Below are 15,740 nucleotides of genomic sequence, written 5' to 3'. Positions count from 1 at the left end.
CGTGTCAGACCGGGTCTTGGTTGAGTTTCGACGTCTTTTTGGTGTCGGCCATGAACAGATAGACGACGAGCGAAATGGCGATGGCTCCGGTGATGTACCAGTAGAAGTACGATTCGTGGCCGAGGTTTTTGAACAGCAGCGCGATGTATTCAGCCGTACCGCCGAAGATAGCGACCGTCAGTGCGTAGGGTAACCCTACACCCAGTGCCCGCACTTCCGCCGGAAATAGTTCAGCTTTCACGACGGCGTTGATGCTCGTGTAACCGCTGACGATTATCAGTGCCAGCAGCAGAATAAAAAACGCTTCCCACTGCCCTGACGCGTGGCTCAACGCCGTTAGTAGCGGTACCGTAGCCAACGTACCAAACACACCGAAACCAAGCAGCAGGGGCCGACGACCGATACGATCGGAGAGCAGGCCAAACAAAGGTTGCATAGCCGCAAAAATCAGCAGCGACAAAAACGAAATCAGCGTCGATTGCCCTTTGGTCAGGTGTACCGTGTTGACCAGAAATTTCTGCATGTATGTCGTATACGTATAAAACGCCAGCGTACCACCCAGCGTCAGACCAACAACGGTTAACACGGCTTTAGGATGGCGGAGCAGTTCACGCACCGTGCCTTTCCGTTCCTGCGGTTGAGTCTGCTGGGCTTCGAATGCCTGCGTTTCGTCGAGGTGCCGACGTAGGTACAGCGCCACGACCGACAGAATTGCGCCAATGACAAACGGAATGCGCCAGCCCCAGTCGTGAAGTTGGTCTTCTGTCAGCAGCAGTTTTTGCAGGATCAGTTGTATGCCGAGCGCGATGAGTTGCCCGCCAATGAGCGTCACGTACTGAAAGCTGGAATAAAAACCGCGACGGTCGGGCGTCGCCATTTCACTCAGGTAGGTCGCCGACACGCCGTATTCGCCCCCGACACTCAGCCCCTGAAGCAGCCGGGCTAGTAGCAGCACCGCCGGAGCCGCCAGCCCAATCGACGCATACGTCGGAATGCAGGCAATCAGCAATGATCCCACAGACATCAGCAGTACCGATGTCGTCATGGCCCGTTTCCGCCCGATCCGGTCGGCCAACGTACCGAACAACCACCCACCGATGGGTCGCATCAGAAAGCCCAGCGCGAAAATGCCTGCCGTGTTGAGTAGCTGCGCGGTAGCATCACCAGCGGGAAAGAAGGCCCCAGAGAAATACAGCGCAAAGGCCGAATACGCGTACCAGTCGTACCACTCGACCAGGTTACCAACGGAACCACCCAGAATTGCTTTAAGTCGACGAGGAGAGATAGGCGTCATAGTAATGTTTGATTGTCTTGAACCGCCGGGCGGCCCCGTGTGATTCTCACTGATTACGCTGATGGGCTGTGATTTCTTTTTCCTCGTGAATCTGGGTAATCAATGAATCACACGAATCATAGTTCAAGATTATCTGAACTGTGATTCGTGTGATTACGCTGATGGGCTATGATTTTTCCTTTGAATCAGCGAAATCAATAAATCACAAAAATCAAAGTTCAAGACGGTCACAGTTCAGACAATCAAGAAAATCACAGTTCAGGACAAAGGCAATCGATTTGTACCTTTGTGGGATAACCGTAGTGCTCATGTCGCTCAAGCAAGTTCCCCTTCATTCAACTCATCAACAGGCCGGTGCGAAGATCGTACCGTTTGCGGGTTTTGAAATGCCCGTTCGCTATTCATCCGATCTGGATGAGCACAATACCGTCCGCAACAGCGTTGGCGTGTTCGACGTGTCGCACATGGGCGAGTTTATACTCAAGGGCGAACACGCGATCGACCTGATCAACCGCGTGTCGGCCAACGACGCCCACGCGCTCTACGACGGCAAGGTACAGTACAGCTACCTGCCCAACGGCAAAGGCGGTATCATCGACGATCTGCTGGTATATCGTATTAACGAGCACGAGTATATGCTAGTCGTCAACGCGTCGAACATCGACAAAGACTGGAACTGGATCAGTCAGTACAACACCGACGGGGCGGTGGAGATGATCAACATTTCCGACGACATGAGCCTGTTCGCCGTGCAGGGGCCGATGGCCGCCAAAGCCATGCAGTCGTTGACCGAGGAGAACCTCGACGCTATTGGCTACTACACATTCGTCAAAACCAACTTCGCGGGTTGCGCCAACGTGATCGTATCGGCAACGGGTTACACGGGGGCGGGTGGCTTTGAGATTTACGTCTCGAACCATCAGGCCGAATCCGTCTGGAACGCCATTATGGAAGCGGGTGCGCCTTACGGTATCAAACCCATTGGCCTGGGTGCGCGCGACACGCTGCGGCTGGAAATGGGCTACAACCTCTACGGCAACGACATTACCGACGAAACCTCCCCCATCGAAGCGGGACTTGGCTGGGTTACGAAATTCACCCACGACTTCATCGACGCCGACGTTTTGAAGCAGCAGAAAGAGCAGGGCGTCCCTCGCAAACTCGTCGGCTTCACCATGATCGACCGGGGGATTCCACGTGGCCACTACGAAATCGCCGACGCCGACGGTAATACGATCGGCGACGTTACATCGGGTACACAGTCGCCGACGCTGGGTAAAGGCATCGGTCTGGGTTACGTCCCAACTGCGCTGAGCAAACCCGGCAGCACCATCTATATCAAAGTCCGCGACAAACTGCTCAAGGCCGAAGTCGTTAAACTCCCTTTCGTTCGCTGATTTTTCTGTGATTGTCTGAACTGTGATTTTTATGATTACGCTGATGGACTATGATTTCTTTTTTTCTTTTGAATCAGGGCAATCTGTGTAATCATAAGAATCACAGTTCACATTAACACCCACTATGAAACAAATTGACGTCTGTTTAACGCCTGACCTGCTCGACCTGCACCGCATGGAAAATACCATCGTGGTTGTGGCCGACGTGTTCCGGGCGACGAGTTGCATGGTTACGGCCTTCGCCTACGGCGTGAAGAGCATCGTTCCTGTTGCAACCATTGAAGAGTGCCAGCGCTATCAGGAACGCGGTTTTCTGGCGGCTGCCGAGCGAAACGCGCAGAAGGTAGAAGGCTTCGAGCTGGACAATTCGCCGTTCACGTATATGGACGAGCGTATCCGGGGCCTCGACGTGGCGATGACCACGACCAACGGTACGCTGGCCATTACCAAATCGCGGTCGGCGGTGAAAGTGCTGGTCGGGTCGTTCCTGAATCTGGAAGCCATTGCCAGCTACCTACGCACCGAACCATACGATGTGCTGGTGCTTTGTGCTGGCTGGAAAGGCCGGGTCAACCTGGAAGATACGCTGTTTGCCGGAGCCCTGGTCGAACGACTCAAAACCAGTTACGCACTAGCCGAGGATAGCGCCATTATGGCGGGTCGGCTGTATGAGCAGGGGAAAGATAACCTGATCGGTTTTATGGCGAACGCGTCGCACATCCGGCGGCTGCAAAAGCTGGGCATTCAGAAAGATATCACCTACTGCCTGCAACACGACCTCTACGACGTTATTCCGGTACTGCGCGGCACGTCGCTGGTAGCGATGGAGCCGTAGTTTACCAGGACGAAATAACCCCTAAATCCCCTGAAGGGGACTTTGTTCATAGGCGAGCAAAGTCCCCTTCAGGGGATTTAGGGGTTATTCGATTCTACTACAACGACTCGCCGAGTAGCCGCTTCAACTCCAACTGGTTCAATAGCAACTGATATTGAAACGTTAAACGACCAAGTTCAGCTTCTTCGACGCCCGTTTCGGCACTTTGCAACTCTACGTTCGTGATGACACCGTTTCGCAGACGAGCGTTGGCAATGTCGAGTGCCTGCCTCGATTGCAGCACCTGCGTTTCGAGGTTGGCCAGCCGGGTTTGGTTGCTGCGAATATCAGCGTTCAGTAAAGCAATGTTCTGCCGAAGCTGCGCATTGGCCGTTTCTACAGCGTACCGGCTGGCGTTCAGGTTCAGTTGGGCCGCCTGATTCTGCAATTGATACCGCTTACCGGCATACAATGGAATCGTCAGCGCGACACCGGCGGCTACGTTCGACCGTAGTTGCTCGACGTTCAGCGGATAGCCGTTTTTGTAACCGGCCGTACCGCTGAAGCCAAAGTTCGGCATCCCGGCTTTGTTCGTCACCAGAATATCCGTTTCGGCCGCCTTCACCCGATCCTGCGCCAACAGCACCTCTTTATTTCCCGCAGCCGCCGACTGCAATTGCCCGTTTACGTCGAACAGCGATACGGCCGCCGTCGTCATGCCCAGCTTGAACTGCTGTGCAGCCTGACTTATATCAATGTTAGCATTTCCCGTCAGGAAGGTTAGCTGGGCAATTTGTCGTTCAAGCTGATTTTGCAGTTCAATTTTGCGGTTGGTCGATGCTTTTACGCGTACCTGCTGCGTCAGCACGTCATACGGCAGGGCGTCGCCGTTTTGCAGTCGCTGAGAGAGTAACCGCACATTGGCACCCGCCGTCCGGATAACCGAATCCTGCACGATGATCGCCTGTTGCAGGTAACCGATGCCGTAGTATGCAGCCGCCACCTGATACCCGATTGTCTGCTGAGTCAGTTCAAAATTCCGGCGCAGAATCTGTACGTTATCAGCAGCCTGCTTGATCGCTGCGTCGGTGCGGCCAAAATCGTAAATCGTCTGCCCGACCGATACGTTGCCGTTGATGTTGTTGTTCGGAGCCAATTTCAGCACCGCTTCCGTCCCGTTGATCGGGAAGGTCACACTCGGTACCGGCGTGATGTACGTGTACGAGCCGTTCAGGTTGACCTGTGGGCGCATCGCCGTGCGGGCAATATCGACCCGCACTTCACCGGCCTGAATCAATTGCTGCTGTTGTTTCAGCACCGGATAGTTCGTGTTGGCCTGCTGAATCAGCGTCCGCAGGTCACCCGGTAAAGTCAGGTCGGTGGGTTGCGTTTGCGCCCGCACCAAACCAGCCGTCAACAGGGAAAGAATGGTAAGTATGGAGAGTTTCATTTTAGTCGGTTTAAGGTTTGAGGTCTACTGTTTAGTGTTCCTCCGGCGGCCGTTCATTATGCCAACCTTGAACACAAAACCTTAAACCTCAAACTAGCCTTTAGTGCGCTGCATCGGCGACGGCCTTCGCGGTGGCCGCGTCCATTTTGCGATTTTTGATAAAGAATAGTAGGGGAAACGAAACGACGAAGAACAGCCCCGCCAGCTTGAACGTGTCGAGGTAGGCCAGCATCAGCGACTGTTTCTGAATAATCAGGTCGAGGTTGCGATACGCACCCGTTACAGCGTCCAGCGCGTTGATGCCTTTTGATGCCAGGCCCTGTGTCAGCGCATTGATCCGGTCGGTAAACAGCGGATTCTCCGGCGATGTATTCACGATCAGATCACCGCGATGGACGGCGGCCCGCTGCGTAACGTACGTGTTCGTGATGGCTACCCCGAACGCCCCGCCCAGTTGCCGCATCATGTTGGTGATGGCAATACCCGTAGGCAATTCGGCCACCGCCAGCGTCGACACTGACGAGTTGATGAGCGGTACGTTGACCAGCGCCAGCCCGACACCCCGAACGAGTAGTGCCTTCAGAAAATCGGGGTCCTGCGTCTCAGCGTTGTACGTCGACATCATGAAGCAAAACGTGGCAAATACGACGTAACCCGCCATCACCACGTACCGGGGCGACACGCCCTTGCTGAGAATTTTACCGACAAGCGGAAAACAGAACGCAGCAATGGCCCCACCTGGAATCAGCATCGTACCGGTCTTAGTCGCCGTAAAGCCGATGATTCGCTGCACAAACAGCGGGTAGAGCAGCACCGACGTAAACAGCCCATACCCCACAACGAACAGCAGGATAGCCCCGACCGCCAGATTGGTGTTTTTCAACACCCGCAGATCAAGCACCGGCGACCGTGTGCCGTAGAGCTGCCACCAGATAAAGAGCGGTATCGCCACAACGGCCGCACCGGTCAGGTATATAATCACGTTGTCGTCGAACCAGTCGTCGGACTCACCCCGCTCCAGCACGTATTGCAACGCCCCGACACCGACGGTCAGCAGGATAATTCCGAAGTAGTCGATGCGTATCTGCCGCCGATCGATGTCGATCTCGTCGGGCTTTTTCTCGACGTAAGTCAGGCTCAGAAATACCGCCAGAATCCCGACCGGAACGTTGATGTAGAACATCCAGCTCCAGTGGAAATTATCGATGATATAGCCGCCCAGCGTAGGGCCAAACGTCGGTCCCAATACGATACCGAGTCCGAACAGGGCCGACGCGGTAGCCCGCTGCGAGGGCGGAAAAGCGTCGAACATGATCCCCTGCGAGGTCGACAGCAACGCCCCACCGCCTACGCCTTGTAAGAACCGGAAGAAAACGAGTGTCCAAAGGTCGGTCGAGATACCGCAACCATACGACGCCAGCGTAAACAGGATAATCGAGCCGATGTAGTAATTCTTCCGCCCGAAGTATTTCTGGAGGAAACCCGTCATCGGAATCACAATCACGTTGGCGATACCGTAGGAAGTAACAACCCACGATACGTCTTCGATGGTAGCCCCCAGGTTTCCGGCAATGTCGTTCAGACCGACGTTCACGATTGACGTGTCGATCAGTTCCATGATAGCCGCCGAAACCGCCGTAATCACGACGATCCACCGACCAAATCCAGATTGTTGAGCCATTTTTCTTTGAAGTTGTAGAGTTGGATGGTTGTAGAGTTTTAATGTTGTAGTTGCGGTTCCACGCTGGGACGCGTCAGCCTATCTGTTGTCAGACAGGGCGCGTCAGCCAACTCTACAACTATCCAACTTTACAACCCTACAACTCCTAGTTAGCTACGCGAACTTCAGCGTCGACGCTCAATCCGGCGCGCAGCTTGCTTTTGTATTTTTCCGGGTTCACGATCTCGATCTTCACCGGAACGCGCTGGGTTATTTTAACGAAGTTGCCCGATGCGTTGTCGGGAGGCAGCAGCGCCGTGCGGGCACCCGTAGCGTCGGCCAGCGAAGCCACGCGGCCTTCGATCTTGAGATCAGGGTAGGCATCAACCTTGACATCGACCGGCTGACCGATCTGCATGTTCGCCAGCTGGGTTTCCTTGAAGTTGGCAATTACCCAGAATACCGAATCATCGACGATCGTGAACAGCGTCTGTCCGGGCTGCACATACTGCCCCACAATTACGTTTTTCCGGCCAATTTTACCGCTGATCGGGGCTGTCAGCCGGGCGTAACCGACTTTGAGTTTGGCAGCGTCGATGGCCGCCTGTTTCACCTTCAACACGGCCTGAATTTTCTCGATGTTGGCCTGCGCTCTGGCGATACCCGCCGACGCGATCCCCTGCGAACTGCGGGCCAGCGCAATCTGTGCTTCGTTAGCCTGGTACTGCTTTGCCTGCACGTCGACCGTGTTACGCGAATCTTCCAGTTGTTTCTGCGTCAGCGACTGGGCCTGATACAGGTTCTGATCCCGTTTCAGGTCAGCCTGGGCCTTATCGCGCCGAACCGCCTGCACGGCCGCATTCGACTGGGCTACCCGCAGGTTCTGCGCTACGTTGCCAGCGTTGGCCTGTGCGTTTTGCAGATCGGCCCGGGCCGTTGCCAGATCCGCCAGCGACTGCTGGTAGTCGGCCTGTACCTGCGCCAGTGCCACATCGTATTCCTGTGGGTCAATGGTTACGAGCGGCTGACCCTGTTTTACGGTTGCGTAATCTTTGACGTCAACCGTCTGCACGTACCCGGCCACGCGGGCCAGTACGGGGGCCGTGTTGCCTTCGATCTGCGCGTTGTCGGTCGACTCATACAGTTGACCGTGGTGGTAGGCCTGATAGCCAAAATACGCGCCGACGATCAGCACGATGGCAATAATGATGCGCGGTAAATACGTTTTTACAGCACTCTTCTCTTCAACTTGGTTGTATGTATCCGTTGCCATGGGGGTCCGGTTTACTAGGTTGCGTTTGTTTTTGCAATAACCTTTTAACTAGTCAACCTGTTTGACTAATGCGGTGCAAATGTATAATGAGAACAGATAAAGTCAATCAGGTTGACTATATTTGTACAAAAAAAAGTCGATGATTGGCTCGCTGATCGTCGTAAGATTTAGTTTAATCGTGGAAAAAGCTAAAAAGGAATTCGATTTCGCAGAGTTGCGGGCCATTCGTCAACGGGCCGTGGGTCGGCTATTCTGGCAGTTGAAGCGGTACATCGACAATCACATGGAACCGCAGCTCAACAACCTGGGCTATGCTGACTTCAAGATGAGCTATATGATGGTCATCTCGAACATCGAAGAACAGGGCACCACGAACAATGAGCTGGCCAAGCGGGCGAACGTTACCAAGCAGATGATGAGTAAAATGGTCAGCCTGCTGGAGAAAGAGAAGTATATCTACACCACCAAGAACCCAGACGACTCGCGGTCGAGCGTTATTTTCCTTGACGATCGTGGTAAAGATCTGCTGATGGATGTTCGGCAATGCATCGATAAGGTCCGGGTTAAACTCGACGGTATTGTCGGGCACGACCGTATGGAAGCATTCATCAGCACCATGGTTGAGCTGGTTACGGCGCTGGGCCGGGAAGAACAGTAGGCGTACCAGACTGGTTTTGTGCGTAGCGCGCCTTTCACCAGGTCAGCCCCTAAAACCACGGTATCATGTTCACGTCCATCAATCCATATAATCAGCGGAAGCTGAAAACGTACCGCGTCGATAGCGCGGCTCAACTCGAACGCAAGCTCGCCCGCGCCGACCACGCCTTCACCGATTGGTCGGCCCTTCCCCTCTCCGACCGCACCCAGCACCTACGCAACGCGGGCGACTACATGCTGGCGCACAAGCAGGATCTTGGCGATCTGATTACCGCAGAAATGGGCAAGACGCTCAAGGAAGCCGTTTCCGAAGTCGAGAAGTGCGCAGTGGCCTGCACCTTTTATGCCGACAAAGCTGAAACGTTTCTGGCCGATCAGGTTATCGAATCCGATGCCCAGCGCAGTCTTGTAAGCTATCAGCCACTGGGGCCGGTGCTGGCCATTATGCCGTGGAATTTCCCGTTCTGGCAGGCTATGCGCTTTGCCATTCCGGGCCTGATTGCGGGGAATGTCGGGCTGCTCAAACACGCCGGAAACGTGATGGGCTGCGCGCAGGCGATCGAAACAATTTTTCGCGAAAGCGGCTTGCCCGACGGTGTCTTTCAGAACCTGCTCATTGAAACCGATACTGTAAAAGACGTGCTCACCGACTGGCGGGTAAAAGCCGTGACGCTGACGGGTAGTGAGAAAGCGGGCGCGTCGGTGGCGCAGATTGCCGGTAGTCAGATTAAAAAATCAGTGCTCGAATTGGGCGGTTCCGACGCCCTGATCGTGCTGGCCGACGCCGATCTGGACAAAGCCGCCGAAACGGCCGTGAAGTCGCGGATGCAGAACGCCGGGCAAAGCTGCATCGCGGCCAAGCGGTTCATTGTTGAAAAGTCGGTGAAGAAAGCGTTTATGGAACGGGTGCTGCACCACATCGAGGCCATCAAACAGGGCGACCCGACCGACGACAGTACAACGATGGGACCGATGGCTAGGCTTGATCTGGCCGAAAGCATTCTCAAACAGGCCCACGATACCATCGCCAAAGGGGCGAAACTCCTGACTGATACGATCGACGCTGACGGCTGCAACGTCCGGCCAATGCTGCTCGATAATGTAAAGCCCGGCATGGCCGCATTCGACGACGAAACCTTTGGCCCGCTGGCCGTTATCATCACCGCGAAAGACGAAACCGACGCTATACGACTGGCGAATCAGTCGCGCTACGGATTGGGTTCAGCGTTGTGGACACAGGACATCGACAAGGCAAACCGACTGGCTCGTCAGATTCAGGCAGGGTCGGTGTTTGTTAATGGTTTGATGCGGTCGGATGCGCGGGTGCCCTTTGGCGGCATCAAGATGTCGGGTTTCGGGCGCGAACTGTCGGAGCTGGGTATGAAAGAATTCGTCAACGCCAAGACGATCTGGATAGAATAAAGACTGTCTAGCCAGTCCTTTCAACGCGTTCGGGTGCTGCCATCCGAACGCGTTTTTGTTTCCCGTTCAGAAAGTTTCAAAGCAAATGAAGACTATCCCGCAGATTAAAAAGTTATTAAAGTAACTAACTTTTTAAGTGTGAATGGCGACTTATCACGACTACGTTATCAAAGACGGGCAGTTTGTTGGGCAGTTTGACGAGATGTATCAGCAGTTCGACCAACCCTGGATGCAGGATCAGCAACCGAACCCCTACGCCCGGCAGGCCGGTATCTTCCACATCAAAAAATTCGGGATTCAATCGGTCCTGGAGTGTGGCAGCGGTTTGGGCTACTATTCGCAGGAAATCTACCGGCAGACGGGCATCGTGCCGCAGGGAATTGAAACCTCCCCTACTGCCGTCGACAAAGCCCGGGCGCTCTTTCCGCACCTGACATTCGCCGTCGATGATGTGATGAACATCGCCAACTATCCTAAGCACGACGCCATTCTGTTTGCCGAACTAACGTGGTACGTGCTGCCCCAACTCGATGAGCTGTTCGCCATCATGGCGGAGCAGTTTGCGGGCAAATACTTCATCAACAACCTGGTGTTCTATAAAGGCACGCAACAGTACGGCACCGACTATTTCACCAATCTGCGCGAGTTTATCGACTACGTACCGTTTGAACTCGTCGGCAGTTGCGAGGCTACTACGACGTCCGACAGCACCATCGAAACGTCCACAATTTTTCGGATTACAGCGTGATGGTTTATGGTTTTCGATTGAATCACACACCGTATACCGAAAACCGTAAACCCCTATAAGCTGTATCCCCCGTTGTAGTCCCGGCGGACGAAGCGGTTGGCGTTGTCGTAATTCGTGATTTTCATGGCCGGGCCATTGTATGTGTCCGGCAGCTACGCAAGCTAGCGCATCTACCGGACAAAATCACCTAAAAACACAAATCGATCAACTAACAAGTCAATTAACCCATGATCTGACCCATCTTCATCGCGATACCCATATCGCCTTTAACCTTTAGCTTACCCGACATGACAGCCATCATTGGGTTCAGATCGCCCGTGCCGAGCTTGACCAGATTATCGACGCTGACCTGCAATTCGCAGTCAGCGGGTTTGTCGTCGTTCGATACGGCGACGGGCGACTGATTGCCATCTACGTATACGACACCCTGATCGGTTACAATTTTAGCCGTGGCTTCGAAGGGCGTTGCGTTGGCCGCTTTCCGGCGAACCTGCTCGGTGATTTCCTGAATCGTCATTTATGAGTAGGGAGTTCGGTTTAATGTTAGTGTATGGTAGAGGAACCCCTGCGCGAAAATAAGGTTTTCCAAGTCTGTCACGAATTGAGGGCGGGTCAATTCGGCGTATGTCCGTATTTTTGACCATGCGATCTCAATTCCTGACCATCCTTTGCATTCTGACTTTTCTCAGCTGCGCCAAGGATCTCTTTTTATCCATCGTCTCTCTGTCCAATATGCAGAGGGTAGCCGAAACTACCGCCATCACGCGGAAGCCACTCCCCGACGACAGGAAGAAAAAGGAGAAGGCCTATTTTGAAGATCGCTCGTCGGGCGACGTACCCATGCCCAGCGACCCCGCTCTGATTCAGCCCTTAGCCATCGCCCAGCTTCTTTACTCCAGCCTGACACTGATCGGTGCCATCCTGATGTTTCGCCTGCGTCGAGTCGGTTTCTGGGTCTACGTAGCCGGTGTCGCCGTCGGGCTGATTCTGCCCGTTATTCTGGCCGGGTTTGGTGCCCTCAACGTGTCCTTCGGCGTCTTCTTCAGCCTGCTGTTCGTGTATCTCTACTGGACGAATATTGGGGATATGAAGTAGCGAACATGTGCATAACGCACTGAACCACGGGCGCCCTATTTTCCGGCCGCTTTAGCTGCTGAGCACAACGTTGCCATACGACTACTGCTTATGCAGCCACGGCTTTGAGCAATTCCCGCTGTCTGGCTTCGGGCACATTAAGCCGGTTCATCTCCTGCTTTGCTTTCTGATAAGCCAGATCTCGGTTGTAGTTGCGCTGGGCGTTTAACCAGAAAGAAGCATCTATTTCCAATGTGGCTTCCAGCTTCAGTGCCATTGCGACTGAAACACTTTTTTTACCCCGAATCAACTCGGAAATAAACGTTGCGCTCACACCTGTCTGGGTAGCCAACTGCTTCTGAGTCATCTGACGGGTTTCCAGCTCGTCAGCGAGCAGCTCTCCCGGATGCGTGGGATGTGCAGCAAAAATCTCCTCTCCTTTACGATTGAGTATCATCAGTGGTAGTCGGTTAGCTGTTCGATCAATAGTACCTGAATCTCACCTTCTTCATCAATCGAAAAAATGACACGATACTGCATGTTAACCCGTACTGCATATTTGCCTTCCAGATCTCGTTTCAATGGATGAAAGTTCAGCGATTTGCTCTACCGCAGTATAGCCAGACTACCTGCCGCATCCAGTTTGCGAATCGTCTTCTGGTAGGCTCTGAGCACCGCTTCGCTGAAAGGCTGTTTACCCTGATAATCACCGACAAACCAATCTTCTAATTGCTGGGTAGCAAAGCGGATAATCATAGTACTGCAAACGTAACAATAAACCACACAGGTTTATTGTTACGTTTGCGACAAATTTTGGTATAATCTGTCTGCGAAGATCGAATCCTGAAGTGATCGGCACGTTGGCAGCTACGCTGCATAGCATGACAGATTACGGAAGAATAGTAGCATCTTCCACTTATGTAATACCCTACATAGGACATAGCTTTTCTTCGTAGATTAGGGGCTTATCAACCCAATCTATCACCATGTCCTTCCGCTTTTTAACCCGACTGACGGCCGTGTGGCTGCTATCGGCAGGGGTAGCTTTTTCGCAGGCGAAACTCGTCGAGAAAGTGACCCGGCAGGGAAATGAGCTTGTCATTCCCTACGAAAAATACGTACTGCCGAATGGGCTGACGCTCGTCGTTCACGAAGACCATTCCGACCCCGTCGTTCACGTCGACGTTACCTACCACGTCGGGTCGGCGCGGGAGGAGATCGGTAAGTCGGGGTTTGCGCACTTCTTCGAGCACATGATGTTTCAGGGGTCCGACCACGTGGCCGACGATGAGCATTTCAAAATTGTGACGGAGTCGGGCGGTACGCTCAACGGCTCGACCAACCGCGACCGCACCAACTACTACGAAACACTACCCAGCAATCAGCTCGAACGCGCTATCTGGCTCGAAGCCGACCGGATGGGTTTCCTGCTCGATGCCGTCACGCAGAAGAAATTCGAGATTCAGCGCGCAACGGTGAAAAACGAACGCGGACAGAACTACGATAACCGCCCCTACGGCTTGTCGAGTGAGTACGTCGCCAAGACGCTGTACCCCTACGGACACCCCTATTCGTGGCTGACGATTGGCTATATCGAAGACCTGAACCGGGTGAACGTCGATGATCTGAAAAACTTCTTCCTGCGCTGGTACGGCCCCAATAATGCCGTGCTGACGGTTGGTGGCGATGTGTCGCCGAAGCAGGTACTGGCCCTGACTGAGAAGTATTTTGGCTCGATACCACGCGGCCCCGAAGTGTCGAAAACACAGGTACAGTCGCCGATGCTCGATAAAGACCGCTACGTGTCGTACGAAGACAACATCCGGTTCCCGATGCTCCAGATCGTGTACCCAACCGTACCGAACTACGACGCCGATGAGGCTCCGCTCGATGCGCTGGCCGAGATTCTGGGCGGTGGCAAAAGCTCGCTGTTCTATAAGAACCTGGTCAAGACCCAGCAGGCCGTTCAGGCCAACGCAGGTCATCCGGCAACGGAGCTGTCGGGTCAGCTAACCATGACGATTCTGCCGTATCCCGGCAAAAAACTCGACAGCACCGAAGCCCTCGTGCGGCAGACGCTGGCCGAGTTTGAAAAGCGCGGAGCTACCGACGACGACATCGCGCAGTTTCGCGCCACCCGCGAAGCGCAGCTGATCGACGGGCTGTCGAGCGTGTCGGGCAAGGTGTCGCAGCTGGCGCAGTACCAAACCTTTCTGGGCAACCCCAACTACCTGCCGCAGGAGTTGAAGCGGTACAGCAGCGTGACCAAAGCCGACGTGATGCGGGTGTACAACAAGTACATCAAAGGCAAAAACGCCGTGATTCTGACGGTGTACCCCAAAGGCAAGGCCGACATCGTGTCGAAACCTGACAACTACACCGCGTCGACGGCCGATTACAAAGCCCCCGACTACGGCTACAACGGGCTGAAATACGCCAAAGCGAAAGACTCGTTCGACCGCAGCACGAAGCCCGGCCCCGGCCCGAACCCCGCTCTGAAGGTACCGCCGTTCTGGATCGACCGGCTGGCCAATGGTATCAAGGTAATCGGCACGCGCAACAGCGAAGTACCAACCGTAACGATGCTGCTAACGATCAAAGGCGGACACCTGCTGGAAGCCAAAGATCCGTCGAAAGCCGGTATCGCCCAGCTGACGGCCGCGCTGATGAACGAAGCAACGCAGCGATTTACCAATGAGCAACTGAACACCAAACTCGAAAAGCTGGGTAGTAGCATCGACATTCGGGCCAGTACCGAAGAGATTAACATATCGATTGAATCGATGGTGAAAAACCTTGATTCGACGCTGGCACTGGTCGAAGAAAAGCTGTTGCGCCCCAAGTTTGCGCAGGACGATTTCGACCGTTTGAAGAAACAGCAGATCGAACTGATCGGCAACCAGAGCACGCAGCCGGTCGTCATTGCCAACAAAGCCTACAACAAACTGCTCTACGGCAACAGCATCCGCGGGATACAAACAAGCGGCACGGTCAAGACGGTCGAATCGATTACGCTTGATGATGTAAAAGCCTTCTACAAAGCCTACGTATCGCCGTCGGTAGCCAATCTGGTTGTAGTCGGTGATCTGGAGCAGAAAGACGTAATGCCGAAACTTGCCTTCCTGACCAAGTGGCAGGCTAAGCCGGTCGACATGCCGAAAGAAGCGGCTACCAAAAAAATCGACAAGACCCGCATCTACCTGATTGATAAAGATCAGGCGGCTCAGTCAGAAATTCGGATCGGGTACCTGACCAGCATGCCCTACGACGCAACCGGTGAGTACTACCGCGCCGGGCTGGCCAACTACATGCTGGGGGGTGCGTTTAACAGCCGCATCAACATGAACCTGCGCGAAGACAAAGGCTACACCTACGGGGCCAACTCGCGCTTTTCGAGCACCCACACGGCAGGGCCATTTACGGCGCAGGCTGGCGTAAAAGCCGCGACGACGGACTGCTCAGTAGTCGAGTTTATCAAGGAAATCACCAACTACGGTAAGTCGGGTATTACGGATCAGGAACTGGCCTTCGTGAAAAGCTCGCTCGGCCAGAGCGACGCGCTGCGTTACGAAACGCCAATTCAGAAAGCGTATTTCCTCAACCGGATCATCGACTACAACCTGCCCCGCAATTTCGTAGAGCAGCAAAGCGATATCCTGAAGAAGATCACGAAAGCCGAAGTCGACGCGATTGCGAAGAAGCAGCTACCCGTCGATAAAATGATTATCACGGTTGTGGGTAACAAAAAGCTGATCGAACCCGGCCTGAAACGGTTGGGCTATGAAGTGATCGAACTGGATAAGGAAGGCGAACCGATGAGCGCATCGGCGGCTTCGACGGAAAAAACAACGCAGCCGCCTGCAAGTGCTGGTGGTTCGTCGGGCAATCCGAAGAGGTAACCCGTATTCGTTGGTTTTACCCCCCGTCCCCCTGAAGAGGGAGAAGTCACTG

15 protein-coding genes are annotated in these 15,740 nt (G+C 54.1%); 7 read left to right on the top strand and 8 right to left on the bottom strand.

All coding sequences use genetic code 11. From position 1 onward, the window contains the following. Window positions 1–4: 4 nt before the first annotated feature. A complete protein-coding gene (locus HH216_RS08520; protein ID WP_169550437.1) occupies window positions 5–1,294 on the bottom strand; it encodes an MFS transporter in 1,290 nt (429 codons plus the stop codon). Between the two features lie 308 nt (window positions 1,295–1,602). Between HH216_RS08520 and gcvT the strand changes: the two genes are divergently transcribed. Together gcvT and HH216_RS08510 are read left to right on the top strand one after the other, a co-directional pair. Then, window positions 1,603–2,691: a glycine cleavage system aminomethyltransferase GcvT gene (gene gcvT / locus HH216_RS08515; RefSeq protein ID WP_169550436.1), complete on the top strand. Its 1,089-nt coding sequence runs from the start codon at window positions 1,603–1,605 to the stop codon at window positions 2,689–2,691. 124 nt (window positions 2,692–2,815) lie between these two features. Beyond that, window positions 2,816–3,526, top strand: a complete 711-nt coding sequence (locus HH216_RS08510; RefSeq protein ID WP_169550435.1) for a 2-phosphosulfolactate phosphatase — start codon at window positions 2,816–2,818, stop codon at window positions 3,524–3,526. Window positions 3,527–3,623: 97 nt separating this feature from the next. Here HH216_RS08510 and HH216_RS08505 read toward each other — a convergent pair whose 3' ends face one another. The 3 genes from HH216_RS08505 to HH216_RS08495 form a co-directional block, all read right to left on the bottom strand. Then, window positions 3,624–4,955: a TolC family protein gene (locus HH216_RS08505; RefSeq protein WP_169550434.1), complete on the bottom strand. Its 1,332-nt coding sequence runs from the start codon at window positions 4,953–4,955 to the stop codon at window positions 3,624–3,626. Window positions 4,956–5,055: 100 nt separating this feature from the next. Continuing rightward, window positions 5,056–6,636 (bottom strand): DHA2 family efflux MFS transporter permease subunit, encoded by a 1,581-nt coding sequence (locus HH216_RS08500; protein ID WP_169550433.1) that lies wholly within the window; start codon window positions 6,634–6,636, stop codon window positions 5,056–5,058. Between the two features lie 145 nt (window positions 6,637–6,781). Next, complete coding sequence (locus HH216_RS08495; RefSeq protein ID WP_169550432.1) at window positions 6,782–7,888, bottom strand: HlyD family secretion protein; 1,107 nt, start codon at window positions 7,886–7,888, stop codon at window positions 6,782–6,784. Window positions 7,889–8,066: 178 nt separating this feature from the next. On the opposite strand from HH216_RS08495, the gene HH216_RS08490 reads away from it, so the two are divergent. The 3 genes from HH216_RS08490 to HH216_RS25485 all read left to right on the top strand — a co-directional run bounded on the left by HH216_RS08490 (window position 8,067) and on the right by HH216_RS25485 (window position 10,715). Next, the gene (locus HH216_RS08490; RefSeq protein ID WP_254448742.1) at window positions 8,067–8,546 is read left to right on the top strand and encodes a MarR family winged helix-turn-helix transcriptional regulator; all 480 of its coding nucleotides are present in this window, start codon (window positions 8,067–8,069) and stop codon (window positions 8,544–8,546) included. Window positions 8,547–8,611: 65 nt separating this feature from the next. Then, the gene (locus HH216_RS08485; protein ID WP_169550430.1) at window positions 8,612–9,967 is read left to right on the top strand and encodes an NAD-dependent succinate-semialdehyde dehydrogenase; all 1,356 of its coding nucleotides are present in this window, start codon (window positions 8,612–8,614) and stop codon (window positions 9,965–9,967) included. Window positions 9,968–10,109: 142 nt separating this feature from the next. Beyond that, complete coding sequence (locus HH216_RS25485) at window positions 10,110–10,715, top strand: class I SAM-dependent methyltransferase (protein WP_174842704.1); 606 nt, start codon at window positions 10,110–10,112, stop codon at window positions 10,713–10,715. 220 nt (window positions 10,716–10,935) lie between these two features. On the opposite strand, the gene HH216_RS08475 is transcribed toward HH216_RS25485, so the two are convergent. Next, window positions 10,936–11,232 carry an SCP2 sterol-binding domain-containing protein gene (locus tag HH216_RS08475; RefSeq protein WP_169550429.1) on the bottom strand — a complete coding sequence of 99 codons (297 nt, stop codon included), beginning with the start codon at window positions 11,230–11,232 and terminating at the stop codon, window positions 10,936–10,938. Between the two features lie 215 nt (window positions 11,233–11,447). On the opposite strand from HH216_RS08475, the gene HH216_RS08470 reads away from it, so the two are divergent. Next, window positions 11,448–11,810: a hypothetical protein gene (locus HH216_RS08470; RefSeq protein ID WP_254448741.1), complete on the top strand. Its 363-nt coding sequence runs from the start codon at window positions 11,448–11,450 to the stop codon at window positions 11,808–11,810. Between the two features lie 88 nt (window positions 11,811–11,898). Here HH216_RS08470 and HH216_RS08465 read toward each other — a convergent pair whose 3' ends face one another. From HH216_RS08465 to HH216_RS08455, 3 genes are read right to left on the bottom strand one after another with little or no spacing between them, the layout of a single operon-like run. Further along, window positions 11,899–12,246 (bottom strand): HigA family addiction module antitoxin, encoded by a 348-nt coding sequence (locus HH216_RS08465; RefSeq protein WP_169550427.1) that lies wholly within the window; start codon window positions 12,244–12,246, stop codon window positions 11,899–11,901. Further along, a complete protein-coding gene (locus HH216_RS08460) occupies window positions 12,246–12,371 on the bottom strand; it encodes a hypothetical protein (protein ID WP_169550426.1) in 126 nt (41 codons plus the stop codon). The genes HH216_RS08465 and HH216_RS08460 overlap by 1 nt, the downstream gene beginning before the upstream one ends. Window positions 12,372–12,395: 24 nt before the next feature. Next, window positions 12,396–12,545, bottom strand: coding sequence for a hypothetical protein (locus tag HH216_RS08455; protein ID WP_169550425.1), 150 nt, complete (start codon window positions 12,543–12,545; stop codon window positions 12,396–12,398). Between the two features lie 230 nt (window positions 12,546–12,775). On the opposite strand from HH216_RS08455, the gene HH216_RS08450 reads away from it, so the two are divergent. Further along, window positions 12,776–15,688 (top strand): M16 family metallopeptidase, encoded by a 2,913-nt coding sequence (locus tag HH216_RS08450; RefSeq protein WP_169550424.1) that lies wholly within the window; start codon window positions 12,776–12,778, stop codon window positions 15,686–15,688. Window positions 15,689–15,740 lie beyond the last annotated feature (52 nt).

This window comes from Spirosoma rhododendri (genome assembly GCF_012849055.1).
Taxonomy (GTDB): domain Bacteria; phylum Bacteroidota; class Bacteroidia; order Cytophagales; family Spirosomataceae; genus Spirosoma; species Spirosoma rhododendri.
Note: the sequence above shows the minus strand (reverse complement) of the source record. Positions and strands in the feature narration are given on the sequence as shown.